Source organism: Streptomyces sp. NPDC048420, from assembly GCF_040651535.1.
In the GTDB taxonomy this organism is placed as follows: domain Bacteria; phylum Actinomycetota; class Actinomycetes; order Streptomycetales; family Streptomycetaceae; genus Streptomyces.
On the sequence record NZ_JBEZKG010000006.1, the window covers coordinates 177,799 to 192,396 of the forward strand.

Below are 14,598 nucleotides of genomic sequence, written 5' to 3' on the forward strand. Positions count from 1 at the left end.
CTGGGGCACCCTCCCCGTGAGCGGCGGCAAACAGGTGTGGAGCGAAATCGCGGCGGAGCCCGTCCTTGCACCCCTCCCGCCGAGGGCCCCACACTCGAAAGGCCGGGAAGACGGGTTGCCCCGGCCGGCTCGCCACGGCGGCGGATCGGCGGGCCGGGAGTGCCGTTTGCGGGATCAGGCGGGGAGTCGGAGCTGTCGGCAGGTGGTGCGCCACAGCTCCTCGAAGTTCTTCTTCTGCTTCGCGATCACGCCGCTGGGGGCGATCGCGTGGAACTCCTCGACGCTGGGGAAACGGGTGCCGCGCGAGAGGGTCTGGCTGCGGAGGTGGCCGAGGGGGTGCAGGGCGCTTTTCTCGACATGCTCGCCGCCTTCCTGCGCGCGACGGCGCATGAGGTCGGCGACCTGCGCATGCGTTCCCGTGATCACGACCTCGACGGACCTGCTCGCCTTCCCCTTCCGGGACGCGTCGCGGCAACCCGGCTGCGGGTCGCGGCAGGCGGGTCCGTGCCACTGCACGCACGGCGGTGTCCGCTCGCCGGTGTCCGGATCGAGGCAGCCAGGCCACGGCGAGGGGCAGGAGTCACCGTGCCGTTCCCGGCAGCTGCCGGTGCGAGCTGGTGGGAAGACACGCCGTACTCGGTACAGCGCCCATTCCGCCGACGCCAAGTGGCCGTCCAGTGCCCGCAGCGCCGCGGTGTTGCCGTCCCCGGCGACGAGCTCGTACAGGGTGCCCTTCGGGTAGAAGGAGCCGTTCTCGTTCAGCGCCATCGACGTGTACTCCAGCGCCAGTACCTCGACAGCCTGCTCAAGGTGGTCGCGCAGGCGCGCCAGATGGGCAGGCTGGGCAGAACAGGAGCCTGAGTAAACGCAGAACGTGCAGTAGGACTTGGGCCACAGGAAACCGAATTCGGTGAACAGCCGGGCCTCCACGATGTCGCGGTCCCAGCCCTGCCCAATGAGCGGGTACTCGACGGTGCAGATGGTCCGTCGGGCCTTGAGGTTGTCCGTGTGCTGGCATCCGTCGTAGGTGCGGGCGCGCTTGTGCTCGCGGGCGTGGTAGCCGACGATCTTCCGGAACGGCCGGTCGGGGAACTCCGCCAGCCCCCACTGGTCCAGCGGCCAGCCCTTGTATTTCAACGAGCACGAGTTCCCGCCGGCGGCCTGGACGACCGTGCCGTTGACGGAGAGCTCGTCCATCAGGGTCCAGCGGCCCCGCGGGACGAAGCGCCGCGGCTCGCGGGAATCCGCGAGGACTTCCCAGCCGTCCGCCTCGTACGGGCCGCACCGCGCGACCTGGATGTACCTGACCCTATGGCGCCGGAGGAGAGGGAATACGTGGTCCTCGACGAGCCTGACGGTGTCCGCCCACTCCGATCCGACCGTCGCCGTGATCACAATCAGGTCGGAGAGATCCGGCTCCAGGCCGTAGCTGACAGGGTCGCGCAGCATTTCGATCAGGACGAGTGTGGAATCAGCTCCCAGCCCATAAGAGAGCACGGTCGTCGGCTTGACGTCGACCGCAGCGGGGGGAGGCTCTTGCCATAGGTCGAGTTGCAGTTGCGGGCTGTGGGCACCCATACGTGTAGTCCCCTTGCCGAAGGTGGGTTCCGGGGGCCTTGCCCTGCCCCCTGATACGACGTAGATGAATCTGCGCTCTGCCGAGCGCGGCCCCGGCACTGCACGGCGCACACCCTCACGGGGGTGAACCGAACTTTCCACCGAGGAAAAGGTGTTGGACTCGGGAGGATGCCGCCCGCGCGGGAGGCGGGCGGCATCCGGGAGGCCCCGGCGTGCGTCAGACAGGGGGCCGCCGAGCTGTTCAGGGCCGACCGATAGCCGGTTGCGGGCGGAGCAACCTCACGTCACCGGGGCTGAGCCGTGAATCGCACGCTGCGGATCGTGCTGCCGTGCCAGGCATCCGCGTTCTCGTGGGAGTTGATGTCGGACACGAACCGCTCCGTGGCGACGGCGCGGGCCGACGCCTCGGTCGGGGCCTCCTCCGCGGGGATCACGTACTCCCATACACCGTCGTCCCCGCCGTCCTCGGGGTGCTGGAACTGGACCACCCACGTACCGGTGGAGGAGAACACGACTCCGCCGTCGAGCGTGATCCGCAGGGGTACGGCGTCCTCGCCCCAGATCCGGGTGCCGATCTCGGTGAGCCCGTCCATGTGGGCGGAGATCCGAGCCACTCCGGCTTCGTCGACGTAGAAGAAGCAGGCGGCCCCCGCGATGGTGACGTTGGGGTGGCAGGGCATCTCCAGGTCGCTGTAGTCCGCGCAGGAGAAGTGCGCCCCCAGGTTCAGCTCCCGGTACAGCGCGGCGCCCAGCTCGCCTTCACCGTTGGCCAGGTGCTGGCGGATGGCCTGGGCGACGTCTCGGGCGATCGTCTCGGCGTCGCCGGTTGTCGGCCCGGGGAATCGGGCGATCTCGCCGGAGCCGCCGAAGACGGTTTCCAGACGCAGATGACCGTGGTCGTCGAAGTGAAGGGTGAACACGTCCGTCCCGGGAGCTGCCAGGCGACCGTTGGCCCCTCGGGGGCCGCGCTCGGCCGCCCAGGTGCCGCCGAGGATCCCGGCGGCGAGCTGCGCGATGTCTGCGGGAGTATGCAAGGTCTGACTGATCCCTTCGATTCCGGTGGGGATTCGGGCTGGGGAGGCGCCGTCGGCACACGCGTCTCGCGGGCAGGAGCGCCACGCCGACGGTCGGGACCCGCGTCCGGGGGCAGGGCGGCGCGACAGCCCTGCGCCCGGACGGGGCCGTGAGTCAGAAGAGGAGGACGCTGGACGGGTTCTCGATGGCCAGCTGGAGCATCGCGGCGTCCGGCCCGCCCTTCGCCATGATCAGCATCCCGGCGAATTGCCCCATCTGCGACTCCGTCAGCGGGCTCTCGCCGTGCTCGGTGAGGAACTCGTCGACCGCGTCCAGTACGTCGTCGGGGTGGGTGAACTGGCCGACCATGCCGAGCAGTCCGGTCGGCTCGCCGTCCTTCCAGAGCTGCGCCGAGAAGTAGCGAAGGGCCGGGTCGAAGACCGCCTTGAGCTGTGTGGTGTCGTTGAGCTGGAGCGGCTGCGTCAAGTGGTTGAGGTCCATGGGATCTCCTGATCCGCGAGTGGGTTCCGGGGCTTGCCCTGCCCCTTGTTCGACATAGGTAAATCTACCTTTTGCGGGTGTCGTGGTCAATCGGAAAAGGGGCTCTGGGCTGGGCAGATATGGATGTGGGGGGGCGTTGTCTGGTGCGGTCTGGTCTCGTGTGTCGCGGTCGGGTGACGGGCGCGGCCCCGCGCGGGCGTTGCCGTGGAGATCGGCCCCCGGCCCCTCCCGGCGAAGAGAGATTTGGGGGGCCGTCGGACGGAGTGCAGGGGAGGACGGCTGGTTTTTCTCCGTGACGCAGGAGCGGAGAAAAACCGGGCGGCCGACCTTGCGCGGAGTTCGTTGCGGCCTCCCATACTCGATAGCCGGGAGGGACACCACCCGCACCCGGCCGAGTGCATCAACCCCGACGCGCTTTACCTGGCTTGTTGTGAATGGGTGCCATATTCGACATCGCTCTTCGCCGACCGGAGGGCTGGACACAGACAGCAACCTGAACACGGCTACGTGGATCGGGAGACATGGATGGGGCCGGACCTACTGTCAACTCGGGTGCGGCACAAGGGCGCGAGGATTCATAATCCACTCCTATGACGACCGATCTGCCGAATCGCCGGTTCGGCCCCGATTTCGTGGCCGAACAGAAAAGCCGATACGGCCACCGCCGCCCCGAGGGGCGGCCCCTCTCGTATGACCTCGCCGTAGAAGACGAATACGGCCCGTGGCGGGCATGGCTCGACACGCAGCTCGCCCTGCTGCCGGACAAGCACGCCGACACGTACGCGAGGAACCTCTGGAAAGACCAGAACTTCTGGAGCGATCACATCGAACTCGCCGCCGGCGAGGCGCTCCGGGCGTCGGGTCTCCACGTGGAGTACGAACGACTGTGGGGCACGAAGACACCGGACTGGACCGTGCTCGACGACGAAGGCCGGCCGGTCGCCCTGGTCGAGGTGTTGACGCACAGCCCGTCGAAAGAGCTGTACGGGAGGATGAAGGCGTGGCACGACCTGGTCGAGCGGGTCAAGGAGATCCCCGTGCCCGTGGTGCTGACCGTGGCCGGCCCAACTGACCGCCCTCTGAATCCGCCGGACGCGCGCACAGCGAAGAAGATCGCCCTGGACCTGCGGCGCTACCTGTTGTCCCCCCTACATCAGGTGCAGTTCGCCAGCCAGGGCTACACCTTTCTCCTGATGGCCGATCCGCAGACGGGCTCCACAATGCGCGTGCCCGGGATGCGTGCGATCCTGTCCCCGCCCAGCGGCCTGCCCGGAGTCGTCTCGGCCCAGCCGCTGGTTGCAGGCATCGAGGAGAAGGTCAGCAAGTACCGGGCCCTGGCCAACGAGACGGGCCTGCCGCTCATCGTCGCCGCCGGAGCCGACAAGTTCACAGGCCTGGGCATCGAACAGCTGGACTGTCTCTTGAACGGCAGACCCACGGTGACGGTGCAGTTCAACTTCGGAGACACCTTCATCCACAGCCCCATCGAGTTCCAGCCCGGGAAGCCGCCCCGGTGGACGATGCCTTCGGAGCTGGCCGGAGTGCTCTGGCTGGACAACGAGTTCCCGTTCACGGCGGCATGGCGAGAGAACGCGGAGGCTCGGACACCTGCTCCGGAACGTCTGACCGGAATCTGGAAACGCTGAATGGCTCCGCCCGCACACCCCTTGCACGAGCGCAGGCCCGAGCGAGGCGACGTTACGATTCCTCGGGGCCGCCGGTGCGCCCGACCAGGTGGGTCTGCAACTCGTCCAGGAGCACCACTGCCTCGTCCACGGTCACGTACGACATACAGATCGAGGCCGTGGCATCGGCCTCGACCTTGATTTCGAATTCGGCGTATGTGGCGTCGTCGTCCCAGTTGTAGGTGCCGGGCGGAGCGGCGCCAATTCCATCGGGGCCTTCGTCGAACCACCCGCGTCCGAAGATGACTTCGAGTGTTTCACCGAGGGTGTTCTGTGGGATTCCGCTGAAATCCACTGTGGCGCGGCCGTGATCGTCGAAGCATACGAAGCCGGATGCTTCTCCGGGCCGTTCGACTTTCATGCGCGGATCACAGCAGCCGGTTGGGGGCTCCATTCGTCCAAGGCCGGGGAATGCGGCGGCAAAGGCGACCAGGGCGGCGTCCTGCTGGGCGGTCCAGGCCGTGTGCCAGCCCTCAAGGGCGCGGCGGGCGTGCGGCTGCATGGGCTCTCCGATCCAACACGATCGAGAAGGCCAAGGGTGAGGTGGCGCAAATCGCTGCAGACCGGGCCATATTGCCTGGCTCGCCGTGAGGCCGGTGGGCGCTGTGGGCCCGGACCGACCTGCTTACGCTGAGGGCTTTCCGGAACCGGAGGATGCCCGTGGCCCGGGTTCGGCGGGACCGTGGAGATGTTGAACGCGGCTTCGGTGGCGCCTTCGGGGCCTTGTCGGCTCGGCGATGAACCGCAGGGTCATCGCAGTGTCAGGGCCGAGCCGGATGGACAACGGGGCAGCGGAAGGCGGCTGTTGGCGGGCGGGGCTCATGTGAGTACGCCTCGAAGGCGCGTCGGCGCCGCGGCCGTGGATTCGGGCGCGCGGAGCGCGGCCTCGGCCATCCCGCTCAGAACCTGGGTCACCGCGGCGTGGCCGAACCTGTTGGTGGGCAGTCGGTGCCCGGCGCCCGCGACGGGCGCGTGGACACGTGCGTTGGGTAGCTGCCGGGCCAGCTCACGGGTCTGGGACAGGGGGATCCAGTCGTCCAGCTCGCCCGTGATGATCTCGACTTGGTCGTCGAGGGCGTCGAGCGCGTGAAGCTGATCTGCCGTGGTGTAGGTGCGCAGGGACTGCCACAGCTCGGCGATCTGCTCCGTCGGCGTACGGCGGATAGCTTGCCGACCCGGCGGCGGAATGTCGCCATTGTGCTGTGCTTCGGGGCGCAGCGCCCACGGGTGACGGTTCGGGAGCCGACGCCGTACGACGTCGGCGGCGGGCGGCATCCAGCACAGGGGGTACGAGTAACTGGCACGGACTGCCGCCTTGATCCAGTGGCGAGGGTGGTTGCCCGGCGCCAACTGGGCTCTGCTGCAGGCCGTCGAGATCAGGGCCACATGGGGGTTCCGGCGCCGGATGAGCTCCGGTTGCCGGGCAGCAACGGTGAGGGCTGCCATGCCGCCCATGCTGTGGCCGGCGAGGACGATCGCACCCTGGGGTGTGGTCGCTTCGATGACGTGCGCGAGGTCGGCGCCGAGCCGGTCGATGGTGAGAGCGGCGTGGCCGGGGTCCGAGGTGCCGTGGGCTCGCTGGTCATAGCGGACGACCCGAACGCCGCGGACGGACAGTTCGCGTGCCTGGAGGCGCCACACGTCCGCGGTCATCAGGTATCCGTGGCTGAGGATGGCCGTCACGCCGGCGTGTGACGGACCATCGGTGTAGACCGTCAGCCGGGCGCCGTCGTCGGTGACGACCGTGGACCGTCGGGTGCCCGGGGGCGCAGCCGCCCTCACAGCGCGATCCGGAATTCGAGCTCGTCGGCCACGTCGAGGCCGGAGTTCGGCAGCAAGCCGAGCACCGCCATGTTGCGCACGTACGAGGTCTGAGGCAGGACCGGGCCGCCGAGGTGTTCGACAATGAGCAGCATCCGCCAGTTCGTCCACAGCAACGTTACGGCGAGGGACGTGAATCCGGCGTAGCGGGCAAGGTCGGCGACGAGGTCGGCCAGGCCCGTGCCGAGCCCGCGCGACTGGTACGCATCCGCAGGACTGTCGGCGATCAGCAGCGACACCTCGCACACTTCCGGCGCGCGGGCATGCTCGACCATCGACGCCATGGCCACGACGTGATCGGACTTGTCCGGTGTGACGAGGAGTACACGACCGCGCGGGCCCTCCACCACGTGCTGCCACTCGGCGGAGGAAAATCCCGGACGGCGTCCTCCGTAGCGCGCGAAGAGGCTCGCGACACTGCACCGTGCGTGCAGATCTTCGACGAGATGGTGGTCCTCGACGGTGGCTACGCGAGCGTAGGCGATCGTGCCGTCGTCGAGAACGAGGAGCATGTCGTGTCGGGCATCGGTGAGGAGCGGGGGCACTGGAGGATCTCCCAATCGGTGTCGGATACGTCATGTGGCTGGCCAGGAACAAGCTGACGGTGCTGCTCGATGTCAGCCCCCCGAGATGACCGGTCGCGCGCTGAGCTGGGTCTGTCCTGTGGAGTTCGCCGAGCCGCGGGACCGCGTTTCTGTCGGCTGCTGCCCCGGCGGCACCGGAAGAAGAGGGGGCGTGTGTGAGGCCCGCGATCCCGGTGCCGCCGGCCCCTGCTGGCTCCGGCATCACGACGCACATGAACTTGTTGGAGGGCATGGTGCATGGACCTATGCCTCCACCTGGATCACGGTGTCCAGCGTGGGTCCGTCCCGGCCCGTCACGCGAGCGCGCAGCCCCCGCAGGATGGACAGCATCCGCCGGTTGCCGCTTCCTGTCATGGCCGTGATCTCATGGCAGTCGAGGGTGTGGGTGCGAGCGAGGTCCACGGCGTAGTGGGCGAGGACCGTGCCCAACCCCTGGCCCTGCCAGGAGTCCTCGACGAGGATGCCGAGTTCGCGGACATGCGGGACTGGCGTCCGCAGGAGGTGGGTGATGGCGATGACGCGGGACGGTTCGTCAAGCGGGACCGTGATCAAGGTCGTCCCGTTGGCCAGGTCGCAGAGACTCCACCACTCCTGGGGCGTCAAGGCCCGCCGAGCGGCGTGATAGCGAGCGAAGCGCGATTCCACTGAGCACCTGGAATGCATCGCGTTGGCCTCGTCGAGGTCGTCGAGAGACGCAATTCGGGTCAGCGTGACCTGATTTGCCCGCGTGGTCGTCTCCAGCGGAGTGGGAGGGAAAAGCAGCGAGGAAGCCGGCAACTGCGATAGTGCAGACGCGGGCTCGCGTATGAGGTCCGGGCTCCCCGCCGGCGAGCCGCGGTTTTGACCAGCGGCATCCGAGCCGATGCCCTTCTTCGTCATCGGGTGCTCTTCCTCCCACAGCGCTCTTCCCCCCGGCACCTGGTGCGCGGAGGTCTGATCAGCTCTTCACGGGCCATTCGAGGGGGCTCCATGCCTCAGCCCTGTGTGCGCTCCACGGAGGCGGCTTTCGGGCCTGCCGGGATCTCGAAGGCGCCGCAGTCTGCTGAGACGCACCGATCTGTTCGACGCCGAGCCCTGAGGTAGGTACGGAGGCTCGCCGAGGGTCGATGCGGGAAATCTGCATGGAGGGCGCTACTCCGGACCGTCGGTCCTGGACGGGAGACGAGGCGGCAGATACTCCACGCCGTGTAGGGCCTGGATTCCCTGTCGGGGATCGGCATCGGCTTCGTCAGTCAAGTTGCATCGGCGTGTTGATGTAAGTCCGGTACACCCAGCCCGACTTGCCCTTGTTGGCACCGGACTTCACCAGCACGTAACCCCAGGACGTCCCGCTGCCGGTCGAACCCCGGTTGCAGGACCAGTAGACCCGTGTGTTCTTGGCAAGTTGGCCCTTCGCGAGGTACTTGGTCCCCGGGCCGGTGCGCAGCCGCACGGTGGTGGAGACGGTGGTGTTCAATCCCACCGACGTGGTGCAGGCCTTCTTGCCGACACTGCTGGCCGCGGTGGCGGTCGAGGTGGCGGCCACCGTCATACCGGCAGCCACCGACAGGGCCAGCAGACCCGACGTGGCCAGACGCGCAGGGGTGTGCAGCTTCATGAGAGTTCTTCCCTTCAAGACGAATTGCTTGTGCTGAGACGGGGCGTGCGGAAGGCGGCACAGACCTGCGCCCGGCTGAGCCGTGCATCGACCGGTGACGGCACGGCACGGTGCCCGGCTGGGTCAGGCGATCTCTGTGCGCGGGAGTTCGCCACGACGTATGGAACCGGTGGGAAACCGTCCGTGGGGCGGGCCGACACGGCCCACGAAGTCGTATGCAGAACAGGGGCTGTGCGCCAGCCGAACGGGGGCAGGTTCCGGATGGACCTGCCTTGTACGCACAGCGCTCACGTCAACCGCCGTGTCGCATGCGACGCAGGGCCGGCATCCGAGCGCGGACAGCCACACGAAAGTACGGAACCTGCAACGTCCCTGTTCCCGGCGCCACTCAGCCAGCCAACTGGTAGAGCATGTCGCTACGGATCCAACCGGTGGTGCCCTTGGCCAGGCCCCCCTTCGAACGCTTGGCCAACGAGCTGTAGTACCAGTGGCCCTTCCCGCAGTAGATGCGTAGGCGGTCGCCGTCGTAGAGCCGCCCCTTGGCCGTGTAGCCGGTGCTGGGGCCCGTGCGGTAGTTGACGCCGTTCCCGTCCACCGTCCCGGTGAAGTCGGCCAGGTTGTAGGCGCACTTGGGAGCACTGGCCGCGGACGCGGTCGGGGCCAGGGACATCGCGCCTCCGGCGAGGAGAGCGGTGGACGCGGCCAGGGCGGCGGTTCGACGCAGCATGGTCATGACTCGGGACTCCTTGTGAGGCATACGGGCGCGGCGGCACGAAGTCGCCGTCATCAACAGACGTTTATGTTAGGCAACTCTTCCCGACGAAAGGAGGGCCTTACTAGAGTCATGTCTATCAACGTGTGTGCATATGCACTGGTGGGATGGTCGCGTTGAGGAGTACGGCGATTGATTCGTTGCCCTCAGAAGGGACTGCTCTTGGTCACATGGCCAGACGTGCGATCGCTGCTCAGCTGACATTGCGATGCTCGTACGGCAGCCAGCCGCCATGCGGGGAGCCAGGGTCGGCTGCGCCTGGTTCCTGCCGGTGCCCCCTGAGCGCGCGGGCTCGCGGGCTCAGGGGGCACCGACGCCATCAACCTCGGCCATACGGTTTTCGCTTGGGCCTAAGGGGTGGTCCTTTCAGAAAGCCGGATGCTTGCGGGCGAGGGGCATGCAGTGGGCGAGTTGGAGGAAGGCGTCATGCATGGCGTCTCGGGTTTCCCAGCGGGTCCGCAGTCGGCAGGGGTGGAGCGAGGCGATGGCGGACTCGGCGACCCACCGGACGCGGCCCAGGCCCGAGCCGTGCGGCTGGCCGCGCCATGGTCACACCCCACAAAACACGGGACCACAGACACCTCCACCGTGCCACAAAAGGATCAATCTGCGAGGACCCCTAAGAGATATAGATGTCCCCCTCATGTTGGATTTCGGGTTTTAGGCACGCAACTCGACGCACGGCAGTAAGATTCGCGTTTATGGACGCAGGATTGGCCGCCATTGGTGGCGCACTCGCAGGTGCAGCAGCAACGTTTGGAGCTTCTTTTCTGTCCACGTGGTCGGCACGTGCCACGGTGCGCGCCACGGTGCGCGCTGAACATCAGAGAGAACTGCGGACTCCGCGGCGCGACGCGTACAAAAGACTTGCGGCCTCATGTATGGAACTGGACGAGCGAGCGAGAGGGATATGTGAGGGGTTAGCGCGCTGCGTTAGAGAGGATGCCTACTGGGATGATACATCTAACGCAGAGGCAGTCTTTCCCATGCACAATGCAATAAAGGAAGCCTGCATGGACACGCTATTCCTGGGGCCATCTTCTGTAAATGATGTAGTCCTGGAGCTAATGGAGCGGTCGTACCATATCGTCGCACGTGTGGAAAGTCTGTACAGCCTTATAGATCCTGCACAGGTGCCCGAGCAATTTGCTGATATTCGATGTGATATCGAGAGTGAAGAGTTCAGCGGCTATAAAGAGAGGACGAGCGTCCATCACCACCGCATCAGCGAGGGCTATCGAGAACTCTCGGCCGCGTTAAGGGTCTTCATGGAAGAGTCCCAGAGGTCGCTAGAAGTGACGGGGGTTTAGTTGATGTGACTGAGCGGCACAGTTGGCCAGGAAGGTACGACCACTTATCGACGTGATGCAGATCACATGCATCATCTGAAGATTCTTTGTCACATGGGGCCCGCGCGGAGACCGAAGGATGAGGCTGACGTCGCACACAGAAGGAGCTGCCTCTCCCCATGACCATCATTTCCGCTGCTGAACCGCCTACCGTGGGTACCCCCACGAGAAAACAGCTCCCCGAAGCTTCCCGTGAGCACCTGGTGACTTTGGACCTGGGGCTGGAGCCTGCCTATTACCCAGGCGGCGAACCAATGGATGACGTGTTCGTCCTGTTCGCCGTTGAGCCTGATGGGACGCTGGCGCCTAGTCGAGCGACACCTGTCACTTTGCAGCCTTGCCACCTGCGGGGCCGCAACGGGAGGATGCCTCGGCCGCCCCACGTCTGGACGCCGGATGAGCCGGCCCGTCAGCTTGTCCCGTCAGCCGAGCAGCCTCGCACCGTTCGAGCGGTTTGGGCGCTTCAGTCGGCAATGGCCGGCGACGAGGCCGCCATCGACACCTTCGCTTTGGACGTGCTTCGTCTGGGACGCAGTGACCAGTGGCGGAACGCGGCCTCTACTGCACTGCTAGGGGATTGGGCCGCCCCGCTCTTCACTGGCCACGGGCTCCCGCTCAGCGCCGTAGATCGCCTCCGGGCCGAGACACGGGACATCCACCGACAGTTGACGTCGCTGTGGCGGCACCGCATCAACGGGGAACGGATACAGAGTTTGGATTTCCCCTTCGGGGATGGCCTGACTACCTACGACATGATCGCCCTCGGCCCGGACCCATACGAGGCGCTCACCGGCCTCTTGCCAGACGACCGGCGGGTGGCCGCGGTCCTCGGTGCCCTCACGCGGATCGAACGTGCCGTCGCCCTGGCCTGGGCCGACTCGAAGGTGACCAGCTGGACCGAGGCGGCATCCAGCGTACTCGCCCTTGCCCCGGCAGGGTTCGCCGGAATAGCCCCGGCTGCTTTGGGCGCGCGCGTCCGCCGCAAGCTCAGGCGGCTCGGCGACCGGTACGCCGCCCGCGCTGCCGCAGCCGCCGGGCCGTCGGAGCAGGCATGACCCTGAATGCCCTGATCCTGATGCTGCTACTCGGTGTCGTCACCCTTCTCGTCGGCATCGGCGTCCTAGCGCTGCTCCTCGATCGTCCCGCCTGGTGCGCCCCGCTTACGGGTGCTCTCGCCGCGATGATGCTCATGGCCACGCTCACCGGGCTCCTGGTTGCCGTCACCCGCAGCTGACCTTTCCCCGGCGGCACGCCCATGCGCGCCGCCGGGGAAAGCCCGCTGGAACCTGACCGCGGAAGCCGCCGAAGTCGGCCGGACCGGGGCGCGAAGGTCCCGGCTCCCCGTCCTAAGCCCTCCCGGGCCAATCACCGCGACCAAGTGTCACGCAGTTGGGACGCGTCGCATCCATGAGGCTGAGCAGGCGGGTGCCCAAGTGAAGCGCGCAAAGGCCGCCTGGCGTGCCCAGTCACAGATGACGTCATGGTTGAGCGGGGCGCCCTTGGCCAGAAAATCGAACATGTGGCCTAATAGTTGCCATGGAGCACACCTTCCCCTCCGACCTGATCCAGCTCCAGGCGGACTGGCAGCGCACCTACGCCGCGCTCGCCGTGCCGCGCCCGGTGCACACCACCGCGCTGCGCCGCCGCCTGCACACATTGTCTGGCCAACTGCTGCTTCATCCGTACTGGTCCAGCCCCGGCCGGCTGCCCGGCGCGCGGGTAGAGCTGCGCCGCGAGGCCCGTGCTCTGGAGCGGTCGTCGTGACACACCTGGTCCGACTTCAGTTCATGGCCGACGGTCCGGCGGTCACCGGACAGTGGGCCGACGGTGCGACCGCCCGCCGAACCTGGCGGGGCTGGGTCGGCCTCTACGGCAGCGACAAAAATGTCGTCATACGACTGACCCAGGACATAGAAGGATGCGATCGCGTGCTCATGGCGTGGGAGCAAGGGAGTCTCGTCGCAACAGAGGATGAGCGCCACCCGCGCATTCGACTTAGCGCTGACCAGCCGAAATAGACCTAGACTCGAACGCGTGAGCGATACCCCTTCCCGTCTGGAGTTGCTGCACTTCGCGCGCCGCGTGATCGTGCAGCAGGCTGCGGCAAGCCTTGCCCAGCTTGATCGGTGGATCGCCGTAGAGGAGGAGCGCGAGGGCGCGCGGCGGAGGGCCGAGGAGCGGCGTCCTCCTCCGCCCGAATGGCTGATCGAGCGGGGTATCGGGGCCGGGAGCCCACCCGTACGCGTCCACCAAGGCGGGTGCGTCATGGCGAAGGGCGTGCGGGTCAAGGCGATCAGCGAGGACCAGGCGAAGCGGGCCCTGTACGCGCATGTCGAGGCCTGCCCCTTCTGTAACCCGGACACGGCGCTCCGGGTCATCCCGGAGTAGGTCGGCGGGCGTATGGCCGCTCGTGGGCGGAGGCTGATCACGTGGAGTTTCCTGTGGAGGTCGCGCTGGCCGAACTCATCGCAGGGCTGCCGACTGCGCCTGGGTGGTGGTTCGAGATCAAGTTATGGACAGGGTTTCAGCCTGTCCGGTGTCCAGACTCGTCCTGCTTGATAGTCCTGAAATCGACGGCGGCCTCACCGCGGTCGCCCTATCTCACCGGTCGCTGGTTAAGCGCCGCTTTCCGGGCTCAGGGGCGGGGCCTGGAAGGACTGGATCATTCAGGCGATCAGTCGGCGCCAGGCGTCCGGGGGGCATCGGCCGTGGCGCCGAGGACTCCGGCGTTGGCCATCAGCAGCACGAGATCGCGGCTGGTGAAGTCCTCGCGCAGCTGCCCGCTGTCCTTGGCGCGGCCGACCTCGCATCCAGCGTCGTCCGCTCCGCTTTCGCCATTTCTCCCGTCCGGCGAGCAGCTGCTGGAAGGCGAGCGCGGTGGCTTCGTCAGCGGCCGCGACGTCGACGACCAGGCGGTACGGCGTGGTGGTGGAGGAACTGGCGGTGGAGGTCATGGCGCAGCTGCCGGACGACCGGGCGCGGCAGGAGGTGATGGCGCTCGTGGAGGTAGCGCGGATGGATCCGCGGGCCTGGCCCGATGTGCGTGATCCGGGCTCGGTTGAGGAGATCCGGGAGGCCTTCGGGCGGCGGTGCTGGATCCAGTACATGCCGCACGCCGGAGCGATCGAGGTCCGTGACATCGGGTGGGCCGGCTGATCACTATCCGTCCCGGTCGGTCTTCGGGGGTTCTTTGGGGGGTGCCGGGCGGATCGTGCCTCCTCAACGCTCTATGGCCCGGTCGGCGCGTGGGTCAGCGCGCCGAGCTCAGTGGCATGACTCTGCGGTACGTCGGCACTGCGATCGCCGCGACCGCGACGTGCATCACGAGCAGCGCCAAGACACCGGTCACCTCGCCCTCGCCGAACTGGAAAAAGTCCGGCACGAAGGACAACACGACGACCGACGGGACGAGTCGGCGGAGCAGCCGTTCGGGATCGGGGGAGAACCTGCGGACGAGGGTCCACCCGACGGATCCTCCCAGCACTCCTAGCGCGGTCAGAGAGACGTACCTCGATGGCTCCAACTGGCTGAAGTCGTCCGGTGCACCGAGCGCGTGCGCCAGTACGGCGATCAACGCGTTCACCAGCGAGGACAGCAGGAAGGCGACGAAGACACCTCCCGCCACCATGATCGGACTCCGACGGGTGGGGAGCGTCTCGGAGACACGGGACATGGCAACTCCAAACGGATGTGAGGG

18 protein-coding genes and 1 pseudogene are annotated in these 14,598 nt (G+C 67.1%); 7 read left to right on the forward strand and 12 right to left on the reverse strand.

Translation table 11 applies throughout. The annotated features are described in order from the left end of the window. Positions 1 to 174: 174 nt before the first annotated feature. The 3 genes from AB0D34_RS12440 to AB0D34_RS12450 form a co-directional block, all read right to left on the reverse strand. Positions 175 to 1,449 carry a hypothetical protein gene (locus AB0D34_RS12440; protein WP_362660509.1) on the reverse strand — a complete coding sequence of 425 codons (1,275 nt, stop codon included), beginning with the start codon at positions 1,447 to 1,449 and terminating at the stop codon, positions 175 to 177. Positions 1,450 to 1,862: 413 nt separating this feature from the next. Next, positions 1,863 to 2,612 (reverse strand): hypothetical protein, encoded by a 750-nt coding sequence (locus tag AB0D34_RS12445; RefSeq protein ID WP_362660512.1) that lies wholly within the window; start codon positions 2,610 to 2,612, stop codon positions 1,863 to 1,865. Positions 2,613 to 2,766: 154 nt separating this feature from the next. Continuing rightward, positions 2,767 to 3,093 carry a hypothetical protein gene (locus AB0D34_RS12450; protein ID WP_362660515.1) on the reverse strand — a complete coding sequence of 109 codons (327 nt, stop codon included), beginning with the start codon at positions 3,091 to 3,093 and terminating at the stop codon, positions 2,767 to 2,769. Positions 3,094 to 3,683: 590 nt separating this feature from the next. Here AB0D34_RS12450 and AB0D34_RS12455 point away from each other — a divergent pair. Next, a complete protein-coding gene (locus AB0D34_RS12455; protein ID WP_362660518.1) occupies positions 3,684 to 4,739 on the forward strand; it encodes a hypothetical protein in 1,056 nt (351 codons plus the stop codon). A 52-nt stretch (positions 4,740 to 4,791) separates the two neighbouring features. Here the strand turns inward: AB0D34_RS12455 and AB0D34_RS12460 are convergent, their stop codons facing one another. The 7 genes and pseudogenes from AB0D34_RS12460 to AB0D34_RS12490 form a co-directional block, all read right to left on the reverse strand. Then, complete coding sequence (locus AB0D34_RS12460; RefSeq protein WP_362660520.1) at positions 4,792 to 5,280, reverse strand: hypothetical protein; 489 nt, start codon at positions 5,278 to 5,280, stop codon at positions 4,792 to 4,794. Between the two features lie 317 nt (positions 5,281 to 5,597). Next, a complete protein-coding gene (locus AB0D34_RS12465) occupies positions 5,598 to 6,560 on the reverse strand; it encodes an alpha/beta fold hydrolase (protein WP_362660523.1) in 963 nt (320 codons plus the stop codon). Beyond that, on the reverse strand, positions 6,557 to 7,144 hold the full coding sequence (locus AB0D34_RS12470) for a hypothetical protein (RefSeq protein WP_362660525.1): 588 nt from the start codon (positions 7,142 to 7,144) through the stop codon (positions 6,557 to 6,559). The genes AB0D34_RS12465 and AB0D34_RS12470 overlap by 4 nt, the downstream gene beginning before the upstream one ends. Before the next feature lie 282 nt (positions 7,145 to 7,426). Further along, positions 7,427 to 7,786, reverse strand: coding sequence for a GNAT family N-acetyltransferase (locus AB0D34_RS12475; protein WP_362660528.1), 360 nt, complete (start codon positions 7,784 to 7,786; stop codon positions 7,427 to 7,429). Positions 7,787 to 8,411: 625 nt separating this feature from the next. After that, positions 8,412 to 8,780 carry a hypothetical protein gene (locus tag AB0D34_RS12480; RefSeq protein WP_362660531.1) on the reverse strand — a complete coding sequence of 123 codons (369 nt, stop codon included), beginning with the start codon at positions 8,778 to 8,780 and terminating at the stop codon, positions 8,412 to 8,414. 388 nt (positions 8,781 to 9,168) lie between these two features. Beyond that, complete coding sequence (locus tag AB0D34_RS12485) at positions 9,169 to 9,513, reverse strand: SH3 domain-containing protein (RefSeq protein ID WP_362660533.1); 345 nt, start codon at positions 9,511 to 9,513, stop codon at positions 9,169 to 9,171. Between the two features lie 405 nt (positions 9,514 to 9,918). After that, positions 9,919 to 10,095: pseudogene (locus AB0D34_RS12490) on the reverse strand (IS5/IS1182 family transposase); the annotation flags it as partial. A 338-nt stretch (positions 10,096 to 10,433) separates the two neighbouring features. Here AB0D34_RS12490 and AB0D34_RS12495 point away from each other — a divergent pair. The 5 genes from AB0D34_RS12495 to AB0D34_RS12515 all read left to right on the forward strand — a co-directional run bounded on the left by AB0D34_RS12495 (position 10,434) and on the right by AB0D34_RS12515 (position 13,289). Continuing rightward, a complete protein-coding gene (locus AB0D34_RS12495) occupies positions 10,434 to 10,862 on the forward strand; it encodes a hypothetical protein (protein ID WP_362660536.1) in 429 nt (142 codons plus the stop codon). Between the two features lie 158 nt (positions 10,863 to 11,020). Continuing rightward, positions 11,021 to 11,956: a hypothetical protein gene (locus tag AB0D34_RS12500; RefSeq protein ID WP_362660539.1), complete on the forward strand. Its 936-nt coding sequence runs from the start codon at positions 11,021 to 11,023 to the stop codon at positions 11,954 to 11,956. Continuing rightward, a complete protein-coding gene (locus AB0D34_RS12505) occupies positions 11,953 to 12,135 on the forward strand; it encodes a hypothetical protein (RefSeq protein WP_362660542.1) in 183 nt (60 codons plus the stop codon). The genes AB0D34_RS12500 and AB0D34_RS12505 overlap by 4 nt, the downstream gene beginning before the upstream one ends. A 302-nt stretch (positions 12,136 to 12,437) precedes the next feature. Then, positions 12,438 to 12,665, forward strand: a complete 228-nt coding sequence (locus tag AB0D34_RS12510; RefSeq protein ID WP_362660545.1) for a hypothetical protein — start codon at positions 12,438 to 12,440, stop codon at positions 12,663 to 12,665. Positions 12,666 to 12,935: 270 nt separating this feature from the next. Next, positions 12,936 to 13,289 (forward strand): DUF6233 domain-containing protein, encoded by a 354-nt coding sequence (locus AB0D34_RS12515; RefSeq protein ID WP_362660548.1) that lies wholly within the window; start codon positions 12,936 to 12,938, stop codon positions 13,287 to 13,289. Positions 13,290 to 13,567: 278 nt separating this feature from the next. On the opposite strand, the gene AB0D34_RS12520 is transcribed toward AB0D34_RS12515, so the two are convergent. Beyond that, entirely contained in the window at positions 13,568 to 13,855 is a 288-nt protein-coding gene (locus tag AB0D34_RS12520; RefSeq protein ID WP_362660551.1) for a DUF6207 family protein, read from the reverse strand. On the opposite strand from AB0D34_RS12520, the gene AB0D34_RS12525 reads away from it, so the two are divergent. Further along, positions 13,854 to 14,057: a hypothetical protein gene (locus tag AB0D34_RS12525; RefSeq protein WP_194038405.1), complete on the forward strand. Its 204-nt coding sequence runs from the start codon at positions 13,854 to 13,856 to the stop codon at positions 14,055 to 14,057. The genes AB0D34_RS12520 and AB0D34_RS12525 overlap by 2 nt on opposite strands. Positions 14,058 to 14,151: 94 nt before the next feature. Here AB0D34_RS12525 and AB0D34_RS12530 read toward each other — a convergent pair whose 3' ends face one another. Continuing rightward, positions 14,152 to 14,574 carry a DUF6069 family protein gene (locus tag AB0D34_RS12530; RefSeq protein ID WP_362660555.1) on the reverse strand — a complete coding sequence of 141 codons (423 nt, stop codon included), beginning with the start codon at positions 14,572 to 14,574 and terminating at the stop codon, positions 14,152 to 14,154. Between the last annotated feature and the right edge of the window lie 24 nt (positions 14,575 to 14,598).